Origin of the sequence: Alicycliphilus denitrificans, from assembly GCF_044792555.1 — a bacterium.
GTDB lineage: Bacteria > Pseudomonadota > Gammaproteobacteria > Burkholderiales > Burkholderiaceae_C > Alicycliphilus > Alicycliphilus denitrificans_A.
Genome location: NZ_CP126238.1, coordinates 1160929 through 1178898, shown reverse-complemented (window position 1 = coordinate 1178898; position 17970 = coordinate 1160929). Strand labels below are relative to the sequence as shown.

At 63.2% G+C, this 17970-nt stretch carries 20 protein-coding genes; 12 read left to right on the top strand and 8 right to left on the bottom strand.

Features of this window, described 5'->3' with window-relative positions:
• Positions 1-112 precede the first annotated feature (112 nt).
• Together P7644_RS05540 and P7644_RS05535 are read left to right on the top strand one after the other, a co-directional pair.
• The gene (locus P7644_RS05540; RefSeq protein ID WP_404303134.1) at positions 113-634 is read left to right on the top strand and encodes a GNAT family N-acetyltransferase; all 522 of its coding nucleotides are present in this window, start codon (positions 113-115) and stop codon (positions 632-634) included.
• Positions 635-656: 22 nt separating this feature from the next.
• A complete protein-coding gene (locus P7644_RS05535; RefSeq protein WP_404302109.1) occupies positions 657-1103 on the top strand; it encodes a hypothetical protein in 447 nt (148 codons plus the stop codon).
• A 55-nt stretch (positions 1104-1158) separates the two neighbouring features.
• On the opposite strand, the gene P7644_RS05530 is transcribed toward P7644_RS05535, so the two are convergent.
• The gene (locus P7644_RS05530; protein WP_404302106.1) at positions 1159-2169 is read right to left on the bottom strand and encodes an anion permease; all 1011 of its coding nucleotides are present in this window, start codon (positions 2167-2169) and stop codon (positions 1159-1161) included.
• Between the two features lie 31 nt (positions 2170-2200).
• The gene (locus tag P7644_RS05525) at positions 2201-2848 is read right to left on the bottom strand and encodes a DUF47 domain-containing protein (protein WP_404302105.1); all 648 of its coding nucleotides are present in this window, start codon (positions 2846-2848) and stop codon (positions 2201-2203) included.
• 238 nt (positions 2849-3086) lie between these two features.
• On the opposite strand from P7644_RS05525, the gene P7644_RS05520 reads away from it, so the two are divergent.
• Positions 3087-3677: an outer membrane beta-barrel protein gene (locus P7644_RS05520; protein ID WP_404302104.1), complete on the top strand. Its 591-nt coding sequence runs from the start codon at positions 3087-3089 to the stop codon at positions 3675-3677.
• Positions 3678-3703: 26 nt separating this feature from the next.
• On the opposite strand, the gene P7644_RS05515 is transcribed toward P7644_RS05520, so the two are convergent.
• From P7644_RS05515 to P7644_RS05490, 6 genes are all read right to left on the bottom strand, one after another.
• Positions 3704-4066, bottom strand: a complete 363-nt coding sequence (locus P7644_RS05515; protein ID WP_404302103.1) for a DMT family protein — start codon at positions 4064-4066, stop codon at positions 3704-3706.
• Positions 4067-4180: 114 nt separating this feature from the next.
• The gene (locus tag P7644_RS05510) at positions 4181-4909 is read right to left on the bottom strand and encodes an ABC transporter ATP-binding protein (protein ID WP_404302101.1); all 729 of its coding nucleotides are present in this window, start codon (positions 4907-4909) and stop codon (positions 4181-4183) included.
• A gap of 12 nt (positions 4910-4921) precedes the next feature.
• Positions 4922-5704: an ABC transporter ATP-binding protein gene (locus P7644_RS05505; protein WP_404302100.1), complete on the bottom strand. Its 783-nt coding sequence runs from the start codon at positions 5702-5704 to the stop codon at positions 4922-4924.
• Between the two features lie 21 nt (positions 5705-5725).
• Positions 5726-6802, bottom strand: coding sequence for an ABC transporter ATP-binding protein (locus P7644_RS05500; RefSeq protein WP_404302099.1), 1077 nt, complete (start codon positions 6800-6802; stop codon positions 5726-5728).
• A gap of 12 nt (positions 6803-6814) precedes the next feature.
• A complete protein-coding gene (locus P7644_RS05495; RefSeq protein ID WP_404302097.1) occupies positions 6815-7744 on the bottom strand; it encodes a branched-chain amino acid ABC transporter permease in 930 nt (309 codons plus the stop codon).
• 231 nt (positions 7745-7975) lie between these two features.
• Entirely contained in the window at positions 7976-9286 is a 1311-nt protein-coding gene (locus tag P7644_RS05490; RefSeq protein WP_404302096.1) for a replication-associated recombination protein A, read from the bottom strand.
• 81 nt (positions 9287-9367) lie between these two features.
• Here P7644_RS05490 and P7644_RS05485 point away from each other — a divergent pair, with 81 nt between their 5' ends.
• The 9 genes from P7644_RS05485 to P7644_RS05445 all read left to right on the top strand — a co-directional run bounded on the left by P7644_RS05485 (position 9368) and on the right by P7644_RS05445 (position 17961).
• Entirely contained in the window at positions 9368-9964 is a 597-nt protein-coding gene (locus P7644_RS05485; protein ID WP_404302095.1) for a uracil-DNA glycosylase family protein, read from the top strand.
• A gap of 265 nt (positions 9965-10229) precedes the next feature.
• Entirely contained in the window at positions 10230-10385 is a 156-nt protein-coding gene (locus P7644_RS05480) for a hypothetical protein (protein WP_404302094.1), read from the top strand.
• A gap of 13 nt (positions 10386-10398) precedes the next feature.
• Positions 10399-10938, top strand: coding sequence for a cytochrome C oxidase subunit II (locus P7644_RS05475; protein ID WP_404302092.1), 540 nt, complete (start codon positions 10399-10401; stop codon positions 10936-10938).
• A gap of 13 nt (positions 10939-10951) precedes the next feature.
• Positions 10952-12646: a cbb3-type cytochrome c oxidase subunit I gene (locus P7644_RS05470; protein WP_404302091.1), complete on the top strand. Its 1695-nt coding sequence runs from the start codon at positions 10952-10954 to the stop codon at positions 12644-12646.
• Between the two features lie 17 nt (positions 12647-12663).
• Complete coding sequence (cyoE, locus tag P7644_RS05465) at positions 12664-13563, top strand: heme o synthase (protein ID WP_404302089.1); 900 nt, start codon at positions 12664-12666, stop codon at positions 13561-13563.
• A 93-nt stretch (positions 13564-13656) separates the two neighbouring features.
• Positions 13657-14436: an SCO family protein gene (locus P7644_RS05460; protein ID WP_404302088.1), complete on the top strand. Its 780-nt coding sequence runs from the start codon at positions 13657-13659 to the stop codon at positions 14434-14436.
• Positions 14437-14450: 14 nt separating this feature from the next.
• On the top strand, positions 14451-16031 hold the full coding sequence (locus P7644_RS05455; RefSeq protein WP_404302087.1) for a hydrogenase iron-sulfur subunit: 1581 nt from the start codon (positions 14451-14453) through the stop codon (positions 16029-16031).
• On the top strand, positions 16031-16534 hold the full coding sequence (locus tag P7644_RS05450; protein ID WP_404302085.1) for a hypothetical protein: 504 nt from the start codon (positions 16031-16033) through the stop codon (positions 16532-16534). The genes P7644_RS05455 and P7644_RS05450 overlap by 1 nt, the downstream gene beginning before the upstream one ends.
• Positions 16531-17961: a cbb3-type cytochrome c oxidase subunit I gene (locus tag P7644_RS05445; protein ID WP_404302083.1), complete on the top strand. Its 1431-nt coding sequence runs from the start codon at positions 16531-16533 to the stop codon at positions 17959-17961. Before P7644_RS05450 ends, P7644_RS05445 begins: the two co-directional genes overlap by 4 nt.
• Positions 17962-17970: the final 9 nt, after the last annotated feature.

The following is a 17970-nucleotide window of genomic DNA, read 5'->3' as shown; positions in this document are numbered from 1 at the left end:
TCGGGTGGTTGCAGCAACTACTGCACTGTTTTTGCGGCGTTTGAGACACGCGACTTGGCCACCCGGCCAGCGACACGCAGCAAAGCCGCTAATTATATCCACATCCATGCCAATGCCCACTATCCGCGCCAGCCGGGATGACGACCTGGCCGCCATCACCACCATCTACGCCCACCATGTGCTGCACGGCACCGGCACCTTCGAGATCGACCCGCCGAGCAGCCAGGACATGGCGGCGCGGCGCACCGACGTGCTGGCCCGGGGCCTGCCCTACCTGGTAGCCGAAGAAGGCGGCCGGGTGCTGGGTTTTGCCTACTGCAACTGGTTCAAGCCGCGCCCCGCCTACCGCTATTCGGCCGAGGACTCGGTCTACGTGGCCGACGAAGCGCGCGGCCGGGGCCTGGGCCGCCTGCTGCTCGATACGCTGGCGGCGCAGGCACAGGCCGCAGGGGTGCGCAAGCTGCTGGCGGTGATCGGCGACTCGGCCAACGTCGGCTCCATCGGCCTGCACCGCGCCGCAGGCTTCACCGAAGTGGGCGTGATGCGCTCGGTGGGCTGGAAGTTCGGTGCCTGGCGCGACATCGTGCTCATGGAAAAACCCCTGGGCGCGGGCGATGCCACAGCCCCCGAGTGATGCCGCGCGAATAATCCACGCCATGAAAAACAAGACCATCGCCACCTGGCTCGCCTTTGTGGGCGGCCCCCTGGGGCTGCACCGCTTTTACCTGCATGGCTTTAGCGACATGCTCGGCTGGCTGCTGCCCCTGCCCACGGCGCTCGGGGTGTATGGCATACAGCGCGTGCAGCAATGGGGCCAGGACGACCAGCTCAGCTGGCTGCTGATCCCGCTGCTGGGGTTCACGATCGCCGGCTGCGCACTCTGCGCCATCGTCTATGGCTTGACGCCGCCCGAAAAATGGAATGCCCGCTACAACCACGCCGCCGCAGCCGACGCAGCGCCCGGGCGCACCAACTGGTTCACGGTGTTTGCCGTAGCGCTGTCACTGCTGGTGGGTACGGCCGTGCTGATGGCCAGCATTGCCTTCAGCCTGCAGCGCTACTACGAATATCAGATTGAGGAGGCGCGCAAGATTTCACAATGAAACCGGCGCCAAACGCTTACCCATCAAGCGCAAAAAGCTACAAAATAAATAGCTATCAATACAACTGCAGGCTCACCCAGTAGGCGATGGCGGCCACGAAGGCGCTGGCCGGGATGGTCAGAATCCAGGCCCAGACGATGTTGCCCGCCACGCCCCAGCGCACGGCGCTGGCACGCTGGGTGGAACCCACGCCGACGATGGCGCCGGTGATGGTGTGCGTGGTGGACACCGGGATGCCCAGCATGGTGGCCAGGAACAGCGTCATGGCGCCGCCGGTTTCGGCGCAGAAGCCGCCCACAGGCTTGAGCTTGGTAATCTTCTGGCCCATGGTCTTGACGATGCGCCAGCCGCCGAACATGGTGCCCAGGCCGATGGCGGCGTAGCAGGACACGATGGTCCAGGTGGGCGGCGCGGTGTCGCCGGCCGAGGCGTAGCCCGTTGCGATAAGCAGCAGCCAGATGATGCCTATGGTCTTTTGCGCATCGTTGCCCCCATGGCCCAGGCTGTAGGCTCCCGCAGACACCAGCTGCAGGCGGCGGAACCATTTGTCCACCTTATTGGGCCGCGTGCGCCGGAACGCCCAGGCCACCAGCAGCATCATCAACGAACCCAGCGCGAACCCCAGCAGTGGCGATACAAAGATGAAGGCCACGGTCTTGATGATGCCGCTGGCCAGCAGCGCTCCCGATCCCGCCTTGGCGACCACTGCGCCCACGATGCCACCAATCAGCGCATGCGAAGAGCTACTGGGGATGCCGTAATACCAGGTGATGACGTTCCAGGTGATGGCACCCACCAGGGCGCCAAAGATGACATGGGTATCCACCACGCCCGGATCGGCAATGCCCTTGCCGATGGTGGCGGCCACGCTCAGGTGGAACACGAAGATGGCGACAAAATTGAAAAATGCCGCAAAAACGACGGCCTGCGCGGGTTTGAGCACCCCCGTGGAGACCACGGTGGCAATGGAGTTGGCCGCATCATGAAACCCGTTCATGAAGTCGAACAGGATGGCCAGCGCCACCAGCACGACCACGACCCACAGGGCGGTTTGTACCGTTTCCATGGTTGTAACAAGTAGGGGTTGTGCCTGGATTTCAGGAGTTCTCGAGGATCACGCCCTCGATCAGGTTGGCCACGTCCTCACACTTGTCGGTGATGGTTTCCAGCAGCTCGTAGATGGCCTTGAGCTTGATCAGCTCGCGCACGTCGGTTTCCTCACGGAACAGCTTGCTCATGGCGCTGCGCAGCACGCGGTCGGCGTCGCCCTCCAGACGATCAATCTCCTCGCAGGTCTTGAGCGCGGCCTCGGCCACGGCCGGGTCGGCAATGCGCGACAGCAGCTTCACGGCATCGCGCACGCGCTCGCAGCACTTGACGCTCAGGTCCGTCAGGCGCGTGATTTCGTCCGTCATGTGGCGGATGTCATACAACGCCATGGCCTCGGCCGAGTCCTGGATCAGGTCGGCTACATCGTCCATGGTGTTGATCAGCGAGTGGATCTGCTCGCGATCAATGGGCGTGATGAAGGTCTGGTGCAGCGTGCGGTTGACCTCGTGCGTCACACGGTCGGCGGCGCGCTCGGCGTTGTCCACATCCTGGTTGTACTGGTCGCGCAGGTGGGTATCACTGTAATTGGCCACCAGCTGCGAAAACGCCCTTGCCGCTTCGACAATGCGGTCGGCATGCTGGTTGAACATCTCGAAAAAATTGCCCTCGCGGGGCAACAGCTTTCCAAACAACATGTCGACTCCTGATCGAACCTTCGTGCGTAGTACAACGCAGAGTTGACCATCGTGTGACAAATCTGCGAAAAACGCGAGTTTAACCGCCGGCTGGCCGAAAGACCTCCAGCATGCAAGGGCAAATCCGTATTGCCGTCGGATTATTCCTACACGCAGGCATCGTCAGAGCGCACACTCCCCCCCTCTTGGTTCGCCGTAGATTGAGATGCAAAAACCACTCGTCTCACAAGGAGGGGCCATGCAATCAATATCTTGCATACTGCTGTGCGCCGCCCTGCTCGGCGGCGGCACCATGGTCAGCCAGGCACAGACGCACCAGGGCACAGAGCCCGCCCTGCTGCCGGGCGCGCAGCGCGGCTATGTGGGCCTGGGCGGCGGCACGGCCAAATATGACCTGCGCAGCGGTGGTGGCTTCACCTTCGACGACAGCGACACGGCCATCAAGCTGTACACCGGCGCCTACTTCCACCCCAACCTGGGGCTGGAGCTCAGCTACCTGGACATGGGCAAGGCCCGCCGCATCGGCGGCAGCACCAGTGCTCGAGGACTGAGCCTGAGCCTGGTCGGGCGCCTGCCCTTGAGCACGCAGCTTGATCTGCTGGGCAAGCTGGGCAGCATCTATGGGCGCACCAACACCCAGGGCTTTGGGGGCTACGGCGTGCAACCAGGCAAGGACAGCGGCTTTGGCCTGTCCTATGGGGCAGGCCTGCGCTGGGCCTTCACGCCGCAATGGTCGGCAGTGCTGGAATGGGAGCGCCACCGCCTGCACTTTGCCGACCGCAATTCCGACGTGGACACGGCTACGCTGGGCCTGCAGTACAGCTATTGACGGGCCCGGCGCCCGGAACGGGCGGCTCAGGCGCTACGGAAGATGAAATACACCGCGCCCACGAGGCACAAGCCCGCCCAGAGGTAGTCCCATTTGAGCGGCTCGTTCATGTAAAACACCGCAAAGGGGACGAACACGGTCAGCGTGATGACCTCCTGCATGATCTTGAGCTGGCCCACGCTGAATTGAGTGTGGCCGATGCGGTTGGCAGGCACCTGCAGCAGGTATTCGAACAGCGCGATGCCCCAGCTCACCAGCGCCGCCACGTACCAGGGCGCGGTGGCCAGATTTTTCAGGTGCCCATACCAGGCCAAGGTCATGAAGACGTTGCTGGCCACCAGCAGCAAGATGGTCTGCAGCGGGATAGGCAGGGATTGCAGGGCATGCATGGCGCAGTCGTATTTACAAGTCAAATCGCACTTTAACGCATACCCAGCAAGCGCAAGCAGCTATTAAAACAAAAGCACCGCCAGGGCGGTGCCTTGCGTTTGACGCGGATCGCCTCACTCGCCCAGATAGGCCGCGCGCACACGCGGATCCGACAGCAGCTCCTGCCCCGCGCCCGTCATGGTGATCAGGCCGGACTCCATGACATAGCCGCGATCGGCAATCGCCAACGCCCGGCTGGCGTTCTGCTCCACCAGCACGATGGTCACGCCGAGCGCGTACACATCGCGCACCACCTCGAAGATCTTGTCCACCATGATGGGCGACAGGCCCATGGAGGGCTCGTCGAGCAGCAGCACCTTCGGCTGGCTCATGAGCGCGCGCCCCATGGCCAGCATCTGCTGCTCGCCGCCGCTCATGGTGCCGGCCAACTGGTCCTTGCGCTCGCGCAGGCGCGGGAAGATGGTGAACATCTTCTCCACGTCGGCCGCAATGCCGGCCTTGTCATTGCGCGTATACGCGCCCATGAGCAGGTTCTCGGTGATGGTCATGCGCGCGAACACGCCGCGCCCCTCGGGCACCATCACCAGCCCATCCTTCACCAGATCCCAGGCACCACGGCCCTTGATGCTGCGCCCCAGGTATTCGATGTCACCATCGTTGAGCCCCAGGGTGCCGGTGATGGCCTTCATGGAGGTGGTCTTGCCGGCACCGTTGGAGCCGATCAGCGTGACCAGCTCGCCCTCGCGCACCTCCATATCGACGCCCTTGACCGCCTGGATGCCGCCGTAGGCCACCTTCAAGCCCTTGACCTGCAGCAGAATTTGCTTGGATTTTTCGGCCATATTCGTTGTCCTTCAGTGCCCGCCCGTGCCCAGGTAGGCCTCAATCACTTTTTCGTTCTTCTGCACCTCGGCCGGCGTGCCTTCGGCAATCTGCTTGCCGTAGTCCAGTACCGTGACACGATCGCACAGGCCCATGATGAGCTTGACGTCATGCTCGATGATGAGAATGGTGCGGTTGTCCTTGCGGATGCGGTCAATCAGCTCGCGCAGCTGCAGCTTCTCGGTGGCATTCATGCCGGCGGCGGGCTCGTCCAGCGCGATCAGCTGGGGGTCCGTGGCCAGGGCGCGGGCGATTTCCAGGCGACGCTGATCGCCATAGGACAGCGTGCGCGCCTTGAAGTCGGCGTACTTGCCCACGCCCACATAGTCCAGCAACTCCTGAGCACGGGCGCGGATGGCCTCCTCCTCGGCCTTGAAGCCCTTGGTGCGCAGCACCGCACCCAACAGCCCGGAGTGGGTGCGGATATGCCGCCCCACCATCACGTTCTCCAGTGCCGTCATCTCGGCAAACAGCCGGATGTTCTGGAAGGTGCGCGCAATGCCCGCCTGCGCTACCTTGTGCACCGCCGTGGGCTCGTAGGGCTTGCCCGCCAGCTCGAACGTACCCTCGTCGGGCGTGTACAGGCCGGTGATGACGTTGAAGAATGTTGTCTTGCCCGCGCCGTTGGGTCCGATCAGGCCATAGACCTGGCCGCGCTCTATGCTCAGGCCCACGCCCGACAGGGCCTGCAGCCCGCCGAAGCGCTTGCTGATGCCGGCGACCTTGAGCACCACGTTTTTTGATATGTCTGTCATGTTCTTGCTCTACCCGTGGTATCAGGACTTTTTGCTCAGACTCTTGCCATGCTCGGGCGCAGGCCACAGACCGCGCGGGCGCAGCAGCATGACGATGATCATGGCCAGGGCAATCAGCAGCTGGCGCAGGATGGAGGAGTCCAGCCGTCCATCGGTCATGGCCTGCAAAGGCCCCGCCACATAGCGCAGCACCTCGGGCAGCGCCGACAGCAGCACGGCCCCCAGGATCACGCCGGGAATATGGCCTATACCGCCCAGCACCACCATGGCGACGATCATCACGGACTCCATGAGGCTGAAGGACTCGGGCGAGACAAAGCCCTGGAAGGCGCTGAACATGGCACCAGACACGCCACCGAACGAGGCGCCCATGCCGAAGGCCAGCAGCTTCATGTTGCGCGTGTTGATGCCCATGGCCTTGGCGGCGATCTCGTCCTCGCGAATCGCCATCCAGGCACGGCCGATGCGCGAATCCTGCAGGCGGTAGCACACGACGATAGTGATCAACACCAGCGCCAGGAACAGGTAGTAGTACAGCGTGACGGAGTTGATGTCGAAGCCAAACAGCTCCAGCCGCCGCGCCAGATCCAGCCCGAAGATCTTCACCGAGTCGATCTGCCCCAGGCCCTTGGGGCCGTTGGTGAGGTTGACCGGGTGGTCCAGGTTGTTCATGAAGATGCGGATGATCTCGCCAAAGCCCAGCGTCACGATGGCCAGGTAGTCGCCGCGCAGCTTGAGCACCGGAATGCCCAGCAGCACCCCGGTGCCGGCCGCCAGCAGCAGGGCCAGCGGAATCACCACCCACAGCGACAGGTGCAGCCCATCGGGGAAATGCTGCGAGAACCAGGCGAAGTTCTCCGCCAGATGGGGCGAGGCCAGCAGGCCGAACATGTAGGCGCCCACGGCGTAGAAGGCCACGTACCCTAAGTCCAGCAGGCCGGCGTAGCCGACCACGATGTTCAGGCCCAGGGCCAGCATTACGTACAGCAGCGCCAGGTCGGCGATGCGCACCCAGGCGTTGCCGAAATATTGCAGCACCAGGGGCAGCACGAGCAGCGCGATGCCGCCCAGGATCCATTGGATCTTGTTGTTTTTCATGCCGTGGCTCCTTTATGCGCGATCGGCCACACGCTCGCCCAGCAGGCCCGAGGGGCGCAGCGTGAGCACGATGATGAGCACGATGAAGGCAAAGATGTCGGTGTAATGGCTGCCCAGCACGCCGCCGGTGAGCTGGCCTATGTAGCCCGAACCTATGGCCTCGATCAGGCCCAGCAAAACGCCGCCCACCACGGCCCCCGCCAGGTTGCCGATGCCGCCGAACACCGCCGCCGTGAAGGCCTTGAGCCCCGGCAGGAAGCCCATGGTGTGCTGGGCCGTGCCGTAGTTGGCGGCCCACATGATGCCGGCAATCGCCGCCAGCACCGCACCGATGATGAAGGTGGCCGAGATCACCATGTCGGGCTTGACGCCCATGAGCGCCGCCACGCGCGGGTTTTCGGCCGTGGCGCGCATGGCGCGGCCCAGGCGCGTGTAGCCCACGAGGTAGACCATGGAGGCCAGCGCCAGCACCGTCACCGCCAGGATCAGCACCTGGGTGACGGTGATCACGGCGCCGCCAACCTGGAACGGCGCCGCCGGCAGCAGCGTGGGATAGGGCTTGTAGTTCGGCTTCCAGATGATCATGGCCAGCGTCTGCAGCAGGATGGACATGCCGATGGCGGTGATCAGGGGCGCCAGGCGCGGGCTGTTGCGCAGGCGTTTGTAGGCGATTTTTTCGATGGAATAGTTCAGCGCCGCCGCCACCACGCAGGCGATCAGCGTGGCCAGCAGCAGGATGAGCCAGCCGGGTGCACCAGGCATGGCGCCCTGCATCAGGCCGATGCAGCTCCAACTGGTCAGCGCCCCGATCATGAGCACCTCCCCGTGGGCGAAATTGATGAGCTGGATGATGCCGTACACCATGGTGTAGCCCAGGGCTATCAAGGCGTACATACTGCCCAGGACCAGACCGTTAATGATCTGCTGCAGCAAAATGTCCATAAAAAGTCCTTTGTGTCGACCGGCTTGAGAGCAGGCACCGCCAATCGGTACAGCCTTGTGGGCCCGTCTGCCATTTAGCAAAAAACCCGCCCAGCAAGGGTTGGGGCGGGTTTGGTGGTGAAATTTTGTCACGGGAAAAGGCCCCGCCCGTGGCGCGCAGAGGCGGTGTTTTCCCTGGTTTTGCAACGGATCAGCCTGCGGCGCAAAGGCGGAAAACAGCGCCGGCCGATGTCAGCCTTGCGCGGGCTTCGTCTGCGCCGCCGCATTGCGCGCGCGCAGTTCATCGAGCTTCTGGCCGATCTTGATCTCCAGCCCGCGCGGCACGGGCGCGTAGAAGCCCGGCGGCTCCATGCCCTCGGGCAAATAGCTCTCCCCTGCGGCAAAGCCGCCCTCTTCGTCATGCGCGTAGCGGTAGTCCTTGCCGTAGTCGAGCTGCTTCATGAGCTGGGTCGGCGCGTTGCGCAGGTGCAGGGGCACGGGGCGGGTGCCGTCCTGCTTCACGAAGGCCCGCGCCTTGTTATAGGCCATGTAACCGGCGTTGCTCTTGGGCGCCACGGCCAGGTAGATCACGGCCTGGGCCAGGGCCAGCTCGCCCTCGGGCGACCCCAGGCGCTCGTAGGTCTGGGCCGCCTCGTTGGCCAGCTGCATGGCGCGCGGGTCGGCCAGACCGATGTCCTCCCAGGCCATGCGCACGATGCGCCGGGCCATGTAGCGCGGATCGGCCCCGCCGTCGAGCATGCGCACCAGCCAGTACAGCGCGGCGTCGGGGTCGGAGCCGCGCACCGACTTGTGCAACGCGCTGATGCTGTCGTAGAACTGCTCGCCACCCTTGTCATAGCGGCGCATGCGCTCGCCCAGCACGCGCACCACCCAGGCATCCTCGATGCGTGCGATGCCGGCCTGCTCGGCCGTGATGGCCAGGGTTTCCAGGGTGTTGAGCAGGCGCCTGGCATCGCCGTCGGCATAGGCCACCAGACGCTCAATTGCTATATCTTCAATAGCTGGTAGCGCTTGACAGGCCTGCGCCTTGACCACAATTTGCTTTAAATCATCGCCGCTCAAGGGCTGTAGCACATAGACCGCGGCGCGCGACAGCAGGGCAGAGTTGACCTCGAACGAGGGGTTCTCGGTCGTCGCCCCCACGAAGGTAAACAGGCCGCTTTCCACATGCGGCAAAAAGGCGTCCTGCTGACTCTTGTTGAAACGGTGCACCTCATCGACGAAGACGATGGTGCGCTGCTCCATCAGCCCGTCACGGGCGCTTTCCGCCAACTGCACGGCATCGCGTATGTCCTTCACCCCGCCCAGCACCGCGCTGATACTGATGAACTGCGCGTCAAACGCCGCGGCCATGAGGCGCGCAATGGTGGTCTTGCCCACACCCGGCGGTCCCCACAGGATGCAGCTGTGCGGCCGACCCGACTCGAACGCCAGGCGCAGCGGCATGCCCGGCCCCAGCACATGCTGCTGGCCTATGACCTGCGCCAGCGAGCGCGGGCGCAGGCGTTCGGCCAGGGGTTGATAAGTGGCGGCTGACTTCATGGCAGGCGAGACAAGGCGAGTGAGCAATGGTAGCGGGCCCGGGAGTCCATGACCGACAATGGCTCGCAACGGGAGACCGCCATGCCCAACACCGAATCGCTCGACGGCCTGCTGCGTCGCGTGCGCGCCTGCACGATCTGCGCGGCCCACCTGCCACTGGGCCCCAGGCCCGTGCTGCAGGCAGGCACAAGCGCAGGCATCCTCATCGCGGGGCAGGCGCCAGGGCGCAAGGTGCATGTCTCGGGCATACCGTTCGACGATGCCAGTGGCGAGCGGCTACGCAACTGGCTGGGACTGACACGCGAGCAGTTCTACAACCCGGCCCTTGTCGCCATCCTGCCCATGGGCTTTTGCTATCCCGGCAAGGGCCCATCTGGCGACGCGCCGCCACGCCCCGAATGCGCGCCCGCCTGGCGCGCGCAATTACTGACGCGGCTGCCAACAATCACTTTCACCGTTGTGCTTGGCCAATATGCACTCGCCTGGCATATGCCCAATGCCCCCCGCAGCGTGACTGAGGCCGTGCGGGACTGGAGGAGCCACTGGCCGCACGCCATAGCCCTGCCCCACCCCAGCCCACGCAACAATGGCTGGCTCAAGCGCCATCCCTGGTTCGAGGCCGAGTTGCTGCCGCTGATACGGGCCCGTATTGCGGCAGTACTGGCCTCAAAGGAATAACAGCTATTAATTGACATAAATCAAAATTAAATTGATCTCCGACAAGCTAGTCTGACACTATTGCATTCGTGATCAAAGTCACTGTCTCCCCTCGAAAAACAGTCTCAAACTTGCCCAGACAGCAGCCAATAATCAACAGCAAAAACCCCAAACCAAGGGTTTTCCCTTAATCCACCAAAACGCCAAACCTTGACATAGTTCATGTGTCAACCCAGTATGGCAGTCAAGAATTCGGGCCGCTGAAAAGCCTAACAAGGAGAAGACCATGAGCCACCATGACGATGAGAACGAAGAAGTTCCACTCATCCAGCAGTTGCTGGATAGCCCATTCCTGCTACTGTTTTTGGGTGTGATGATCCCCATGGTTGTATACAACCTATGGGGCGTCATAGACATCCTGACCATTCCACTGGCCAAGTAAGAGGAACCACCCCATGAGCGCAATACTCCCTCCCGCTGAGCGGCTGTGGTGGAAACACCCTCTCGACCGTGTCGAGGCCGTCTGGATCATCATTTCCTTTGTCTGGTGCATGGTCATGTTTTTCATGATGGTGGGCTGGCATATCTACGGAAAACAGAACCTGGCCACCGAAACCTACAAAACCAGTCCTGAAAAATTTTCCGCCCAAGCGCAAGCCGCGGTCGACAAATGGACCGTGCGCACCGAAACCGAGCAGAACATCCCGGTCGTAGCACCTCCCGAAGGTGCTGACGTGTACATGATTGCTCGCCTGTGGAACTTCTGGCCGATTCTCGAGTTGGAAAAAGGCAAAACGTACAAGCTTCACCTCACATCCATGGACTACAACCACGGCTTTTCGCTGCAGCCGACCAACATCAACATCCAGGTCGTTCCCGGCTATGAACACGTGATCAAGGTCACGCCCAACGAGTCCGGCACCTTTTCCGTGGTTTGCAATGAATATTGCGGCATCGGCCACCATGAAATGCTGGGTCGCATCTACGTGAAGTAAGCGGAGACTCCTAATGACCACCACTTACCGTACCTGCCCGCGCACGGGCCTGCAATTCGAGGCTCACGCCGAGAAACTCATGATTGCCAACGCCTTCATGGCCGTGGTCGCCCTACTCGTGGGTGGCCTGCTTGCCATTGGCGTGGTGCTTACCCGCTGGCCCGCAGTCCACTGGCTGCCCGCTGACACCTTCTACATGGTGCTCACCGCCCACGGCATCGACATGCTGATCTTCTGGATCATCTTCTTCGAGGTCGCCGTCCTGTACTTTGCCTCATCGACACTTTTGCGCTGCCGCCTCGCCACACCAAAAATAGCCTGGATGGCGTTTGCGCTCATGCTCATCGGCGCGGTGTGGAACAACATCGCGGTCTTCCAGGGTGAGTCCAGCGTGATGATGACCTCCTACGTGCCCATGATGGCGCACTGGTCGTTCTACCTGAGCCTGATCCTGTTTGCCGTGGGCGCCTTGATTGCCTGCTTCGTCTTCTTCGGCACGCTAGTCGTCGCCAGGCGCGACAAGACCTACGAAGGCTCCGTCCCGCTGGTTACCTTCGGTGCCACGACGGCAGCCATCATTGCGGTGTTCACCATCCTGTCGGGTGCCTTCATCTTGGTGCCGACCTTCTTTGTGTCCATCGGACTGCTCGAAAGTGTCGACCCGCTGGTCTACCGCGTGGTCTGGTGGGCCTTTGGCCACTCGTCGCAGCAGATCAATGTGGCGGCACATATCTCCATCTGGTATGCCGTCGCCGCGATCGCCTTTGGCGCCAAGCCGATGTCCGAGCGCGTCAGCCGTGGCGCCTTCCTGCTGTACATCCTGTTCCTGCAGCTGGCCAGCGCCCACCACATCCTCGCCGATCCCGGTGTCAGCACCGAGTGGAAGGTGGTCAACACCAGCTACTTCATGTACTTTGCCGTGCTGGGCTCCATGATCCACGCCCTGTCCATTCCTGGCGCCATGGAAGTGGCCCAACGCGCCCGCGGCTACAACAAGGGCCTGTTCGAGTGGCTGCGCAAGGCGCCCTGGAGCAACCCCACTTTCTCCGGCGTGTTCATCGCCCTGGTAGGCTTTGGTTTCCTGGGTGGCACCACCGGCGTGATGATGGGTACCGAGCAGCTCAACCTGCTGATCCACAACACCATCTACGTGCCCGGCCACTTCCACGCCACCGTGGTGGTTGGAACCACGCTGACCTTCATGGCGCTGACGTATTTCCTGATCCCCTCGCTGTTCAGGCGCGAGATGATCGCGCCTGGCCTGGCCAAGCTGCAGCCCTATCTGTTCGGCTTCTCGATGTACTTCTTCTGCCTGGTCATGATGGGAGCAGGTACGCTGGGTGTGTCGCGCCGCCACTGGGACATGGCCTTCAGCGGCAACGCCCTGGCCTATGAGTGGCCCGGTGCCGCCTATCTGATGATGGGTCTGGTCGGCATCGGCGGCGTAGCAGCCATCGCAGGTGGCGCGATCTACATCTACGTGACCGTCGGTTCGCTGCTGTGGGGCAAGAAGCTCGATGCTGGTGCTACCAGCCCGAAATTCACCCCACTTTCGCGTGCCGCCCCCACGGCAGCAGCGCAGACCTACGGCTCGGCTGGTTTCGTGGCACCCGGCACCTTCGTGCTGGCCATGTTCTTCCTCGTGACCTTTGTGCTGTACTACTTTGTGAACTGGAAGTACCTCGGCCAGCTGTGGAGTCTGAGCTGATCCGGAGCCCTGCTGCTATGCATACCACAACGCTCAAGCCCGCAGGGCGCAGCACAGCACAGCTGGCGCGCGACGTCATCTCGCTGTTCAAGCTGCGCATCGGCGTGCTGATCATGATCACCGCGCTCGTAGGCATGGCTGTGACACCAGGGCCCGCGCCCAGCTTCGTGCAGGCGCTGGTACTGGCGCTGTCCGTGCTGCTGGCATCGGCCAGTGCGGGAGCGTTCAACCAGTATGTGGAGTACGAGAGCGACCGCCTGATGAAGCGCACCAGCGAACGCGCCTTCGTCACAGGCGCCCTGCCGCACCACCCCGCCTGGCTGGTCTTAATGGCCGTGCTGCTGGCGGGGGCGGTGGCTGCAGCCTGGCTGGTGCTGAACGGCGTGGCGGCCCTGCACGTGTTCCTAGGCGCATTTTTCTACGGGGTGGTCTACACCCTGTGGCTCAAGCGCCGTACTGCCATGAACATCGTTATTGGCGGCCTGGCTGGCAGTTTTGCCGTCCTGGCAGGAGCTGCTGCCATCGACCCGGCGCTCGGCCCCCTGCCCTGGTTGCTGGCACTGGTGCTGTTTCTGTGGACGCCCCCACATTTCTGGAGTCTGGCCATTGCCAACAGTGCAGACTACGCTCAGGCCGGTGTGCCCATGTTGCCAGTGGTCGTGGGGCCGGAACGTGCCGCACGCACAGTGCTCCTGAGCACCATTGCCCTGTTCCTCGCATCACTGGCGCCCCTGGCCTACGGTGCAGGGCCGGTGTATGGCATAGGTGCGCTGGTGGGCGGCCTGCACTTTGTGCGCAAATCCTGGCAGTTAGCGCGCAAGCCCGAGCGCGCCACGGCCATGGGCTCCTTTTTTGCATCGCTGGTGCAGTTGAGCCTGCTGCTGGTTGCTGCCAGCATTGACGCGCTGCTGCGCTGATACGGGACACATGCCATGGCCTGGTTACATTTGCTTCGTATCCACCGCTCAGTCGCTGCGTGCGCTGTGGGGTTGGTGCTGGCACTACCAACCATGGCATCTTCCACCGACACCACCGATCTGGGGCTGGATCGCGAAGCAGCGCTGCGCACCAGTCAGGCTGCCATTGGCCGCAAGATCGGTGACCATATTCTTCTGAATCGCGAGGGCAAGCCCATCTCCCTCGCGTCCTACCGGGGCAAGCCACTGCTGGTGAGCTTCATCTATACCGGTTGTTTCCAGGTTTGCCCCACCACCACCCGCTCGCTGCAAGAAACCGTGGAGGGTCTGCAAAAAAGCGTGGGGCCCAACCAATTCAATGTGGTGAGCATTGGATTCAACCAGCCCGCCGACTCGCCCCAGGCCCTCAAGGCCTTTGCCACGCAGTACGGCATACAGCAGCCCAACTGGGAGTTCCTGAGCCCCCCGGCCGCCATCGTTCCAGCCCTGGCTCAAGATTTCGGCTTCGTGTTTCAGGCCTCTCCCGCCGGGTTTGACCATGTGCTGCAAGTCTCCATTCTGGACGCCGAGGGGCGCATCGTGCGCCAGGTCTATGGCGAGGGCGTAGTGCCCGCCGAGCTGGGCGAGCCGCTCAAGATGCTACTGGCAGGTCAGCCCGTCGAGTCCAACGAGTTGATTGACCACTTGATGGACAGGGTCCGCATACTGTGCACCGTGTACGACCCAAAGACCGGGGCTTACAAGGTGGACTACACGCTACCCATACAGATTGCCGGCGGCGTGATGTTTTTCGTGCTGATGATCATTTTCTTCATCAATGAATGGCGCTCCAGCCGCAAAATGGCCAGCAGCAAGGGGATGCGCAACGCCTGATGCGCACCAGTGCCATGTCTTTGCCAGGTTCAGCCCTGCCCGCCGAGGGTTCCGTTGCCTCTCCATCGCCACTACCCCGCCTTGCCAGCGCCTACCGGATGCTGGAGCATGGCGTTGACGCGGTCTTTGGCGCGCGCGCCAACCCACTCAAACACCTGGGTGCGCTAGGCTTCATGCTGCTATGGTTGCTGGTGGCCAGCGGCAGCATTCTCTACATCGTCTTGGACACCTCCGCCGCGGGCGCCTACCAGTCCATCGCATCACTTGCCGAAGTCCCCTGGATGCTTGGCACGGCCCTGCGCGGCCTGCACCGCTATGGGGCTGACGCCTTTGTCCTGGTCATGGGCATGCATATCCTGCGCGAATGGCTGCTGGGACGCTACCGGCATTGGCGCCGGGCGATATGGTGGACGGGCGTGCCCCTGGTGGGCCTGGCCTTTGTCAGCGCCGTGGGTGGTTTTTGGCTCAATTGGGATCGCCTGGGCCAATATTCGGTGGTGGCCACGGCCGAGTGGATTGATGCCCTGCCCTTTCTTGCCGCACCTCTGGCACGCAATTTCCTGGGTGATGTGAACCTCAGCGACCGGCTCTTTACCCTGTTCATCTTCATCCACATCGGCATGCCGCTGCTCATGGTGTTTGGCCTGTGGTTTCACATACAGCGCATCAGCCTGGCCAAGGTGTTTCCACCGCGTCCGCTGGCCTGGGGCGCCTTCATCACCCTGCTGCTGCTGGCCCTGCTCCTGCCCGTCGAAAGCCAGGGCCCGGCAGACCTGCGCAGTCAACCCACGGCCCTTGCGCTCGATTGGTGGCTGCTGTTCATCCATCCCCTTGTCGATGCCACATCACCTACCATCGTCTGGGTGCTGCTGACCCTGGCTTTCGTGCTCCTGGCACTGCCGCCCCTATGGCCCGGTCGTACACGCGAAGCGGTTGCCGTGGTCTATCCGGAGCATTGCAGCGGCTGCAGTCGCTGCTTTGACGACTGCCCGTACTCCGCCATCAGCATGGTGCCGCACACCAACGGCAAGCCCGGCATGCGCCTGGCCCAGGTGAACAGCGACCTGTGCGCCAGCTGCGGCATCTGTGCCGGCGCCTGCCCATCTTCCACCCCCTTTCGCAGCGCCGAGCAACTGGTGACGGGCATAGACATGCCGCAATGGCCAGTCAACGACTTGCGCGCCCAATTGATACAAAGCCTGCAGGCCATGCCGGGCCCGCAACGCTTTGTCATTTTTGGCTGCGCCCAGGGCGCTCACACCCCAGGGCAGGCATCCGATGTGCTGCACTTCAATCTGGCATGCGCCGGGGCTCTGCCCCCTTCGTTTATTGAATACGCCTTGCGCCATGGTGCCGATGGGGTGCTCATCAACGGCTGCCGCGAGGGGGGCTGCGAATACCGCCTGGGCCAGCGCTGGACAGCAGAGCGCCTGACGGGTGAGAGAGAACCCCATCTGCGCCGCTCGGTACCGCAGGACCGCTGGCGGGCGGTCTGGACCGATACGGGAGATGAGCGCACGCTGGCTGCAGCGCTGGACGCCATGCGCCAACGCCACCACACCGGCACCCCCCCTGTTTCTGAGGAGAGTCATTGATGAACCGCGCACTCAACTGGACTGGCCAAGCGCTTTTGTACGGCGGTTTTGCCGTGGCGCTGGGCGTGTTTTCGCGCTGGCCGGTATACCACCCACTTGCCGAAGACATGGCCCAGATCAAGGTCAGCTTCATCCACCATGGTGCTCGCGTGGCCGAATGCCGCCCCTACACGGCCGAAGAGCAGGCCAAGATGCCGCCAAACATGCGCAAGGCGCAGAAGTGCGAGCGTGAACGCTCGCCCGTGTCCATAGAGGTGGATATAGACGGCAAGACCGTGCTGGCGCACACCTCTGCGCCTTCGGGTCTGTCACGCGATGGCGCCTCCACCCTGTACCAGCGCCTGAACGTTGCGGCAGGCCAGCACCGGATTGCCGTGCGTTTCAAGGACAACCAAAAGGCCGAGGGCTTCACCTCGCAGCTGGAAGAAACCATCACCCTCAAGCCCGCCCAGGTGCTGGTGATCGACTTCAGCGCCGACAAGGGAGGCATTGTTCTGCAATGAACACCCATGCCCCCCCCTTTCCTGAACAGCCCGCGGCTGCGGCCAACACGCTTGCCGCTCCATCGGGCGCCAGCTACCAACTCAGCCTGCCACGCGATGCTCGCTTGTCCCTGGCGCGCGGCTGGCTGTGGCTCGGGCTCGCGGCCCTGATCGGCTCAGGCCTGTTTTCCGTGCTGCTCGTTGCCTCACGCACGCCCTATGTCAACCAATGGCTGCCAACGAGCAATTTTTTCCATATCGCCCTGGTGCTGCATGTGGACCTGTCGGTGCTAGTGTGGTTTGTCGCCATGGCTGGGTTGCTGTGGAGCCTGCATGGCCAGGCCCGTGCGACCGGACTGGGCTGGCTGGCACTGTGGATCACGGGCAGCGGCACGCTGGCCATGGCATTGGCACCCTTTCTGAATCCGGGCGAGCCCATCATGGCCAATTACATACCGGTGCTGGAATCCTCGCTGTTTCTCACCGGCCTGGTGGTCTTTGGCCTGGGCGCAACGCTGCTGGTGCTGCGCAGCCTACGGGCGGCCCCAGGCATGGGGCAACCGCTGGACGGGCGCGGCGCGCTGAATTTTGGTCTGAATGCCGCCGCTGTGGCCACCGCGGTGGCGCTGCTGTGCTTTGCCTGGTCCTGGATCGTGCTGCCCACCAGTCTGCACGGCAAGGCATATTACGAAATCCTGTTCTGGGGCGGCGGCCACGCCCTGCAGTTCACCTGGACGCTGCTCATGCTCGTGGCCTGGCTGTGGCTGGCCAGTGCCTGCGGGGCACGCATCGTGCTGAGCCCGCGCATCACCCTGCTGCTGCTGCTGCTGGCGCTGGCGGGCGTTTTCGTCACGCCCGTGGCTTACCTGGCGCATGACGTGGCGTCGGTGGAACACCGCAACCTGCTGACCTGGGCCATGCGCCTGGGTGGCGGGCCGGCCATCGTGCCCGTGGCCCTGGCGGCCGTGATTGGCGTGCTGGCACTGCGCCTATCGGACCCGGCCCTGCGCCCATTGCGCGCGGCGCTGCTGTCTTCGGTCCTGCTCTTTGCCGCCGGCGGTGTGATCGGCGTCTTCATCCACGGCAGCAACGTACGTATTCCGGCGCACTACCACGGCAGCATCGTGGGTGTGACCCTGGCACTCATGGGCGCGGTGTACCGCATCCTGCCCGCCCTCGGCTACCAGGCCCCGCAGGGGCGCCTGGCCACCTGGCAGCCATGGACCTATGGCCTGGGCCAGCTCATGCACATCATCGGTCTGGTCTGGTCCGGCGGCTACGGCGTACAGCGCAAGGTGGCCGGCAGCGACCAGGTGCTGCGCAGCACGGCCGAAATTGCCGGCATGGGCCTGATGGGCCTGGGCGGGCTGATCGCCATCATTGGCGGACTGCTGTTTGTCGTCGTCGTGCTGCGCAGCATGCGCCAGCCACAGGCACGGTCCATCTAAAGAAAGCAA

Coding starts and splice junctions, on each gene's coding strand:
- P7644_RS05445 (WP_404302083.1), top strand. CDS start 16,531: ATGAACACCCATGCCCCCCCCTTTCCTGAACAGCCCGCGGCTGCGGCC.
- P7644_RS05490 (WP_404302096.1), bottom strand. CDS start 9,286: ATGAAGTCAGCCGCCACTTATCAACCCCTGGCCGAACGCCTGCGCCCG.
- P7644_RS05530 (WP_404302106.1), bottom strand. CDS start 2,169: ATGGAAACGGTACAAACCGCCCTGTGGGTCGTGGTCGTGCTGGTGGCG.
- cyoE (WP_404302089.1), top strand. CDS start 12,664: ATGCATACCACAACGCTCAAGCCCGCAGGGCGCAGCACAGCACAGCTG.
- P7644_RS05485 (WP_404302095.1), top strand. CDS start 9,368: ATGCCCAACACCGAATCGCTCGACGGCCTGCTGCGTCGCGTGCGCGCC.
- P7644_RS05480 (WP_404302094.1), top strand. CDS start 10,230: ATGAGCCACCATGACGATGAGAACGAAGAAGTTCCACTCATCCAGCAG.
- P7644_RS05535 (WP_404302109.1), top strand. CDS start 657: ATGAAAAACAAGACCATCGCCACCTGGCTCGCCTTTGTGGGCGGCCCC.
- P7644_RS05475 (WP_404302092.1), top strand. CDS start 10,399: ATGAGCGCAATACTCCCTCCCGCTGAGCGGCTGTGGTGGAAACACCCT.
- P7644_RS05505 (WP_404302100.1), bottom strand. CDS start 5,704: ATGACAGACATATCAAAAAACGTGGTGCTCAAGGTCGCCGGCATCAGC.
- P7644_RS05515 (WP_404302103.1), bottom strand. CDS start 4,066: ATGCATGCCCTGCAATCCCTGCCTATCCCGCTGCAGACCATCTTGCTG.
- P7644_RS05510 (WP_404302101.1), bottom strand. CDS start 4,909: ATGGCCGAAAAATCCAAGCAAATTCTGCTGCAGGTCAAGGGCTTGAAG.
- P7644_RS05500 (WP_404302099.1), bottom strand. CDS start 6,802: ATGAAAAACAACAAGATCCAATGGATCCTGGGCGGCATCGCGCTGCTC.
- P7644_RS05495 (WP_404302097.1), bottom strand. CDS start 7,744: ATGGACATTTTGCTGCAGCAGATCATTAACGGTCTGGTCCTGGGCAGT.
- P7644_RS05525 (WP_404302105.1), bottom strand. CDS start 2,848: ATGTTGTTTGGAAAGCTGTTGCCCCGCGAGGGCAATTTTTTCGAGATG.
- P7644_RS05470 (WP_404302091.1), top strand. CDS start 10,952: ATGACCACCACTTACCGTACCTGCCCGCGCACGGGCCTGCAATTCGAG.
- P7644_RS05450 (WP_404302085.1), top strand. CDS start 16,031: ATGAACCGCGCACTCAACTGGACTGGCCAAGCGCTTTTGTACGGCGGT.
- P7644_RS05455 (WP_404302087.1), top strand. CDS start 14,451: ATGTCTTTGCCAGGTTCAGCCCTGCCCGCCGAGGGTTCCGTTGCCTCT.
- P7644_RS05540 (WP_404303134.1), top strand. CDS start 113: ATGCCCACTATCCGCGCCAGCCGGGATGACGACCTGGCCGCCATCACC.
- P7644_RS05520 (WP_404302104.1), top strand. CDS start 3,087: ATGCAATCAATATCTTGCATACTGCTGTGCGCCGCCCTGCTCGGCGGC.
- P7644_RS05460 (WP_404302088.1), top strand. CDS start 13,657: ATGGCATCTTCCACCGACACCACCGATCTGGGGCTGGATCGCGAAGCA.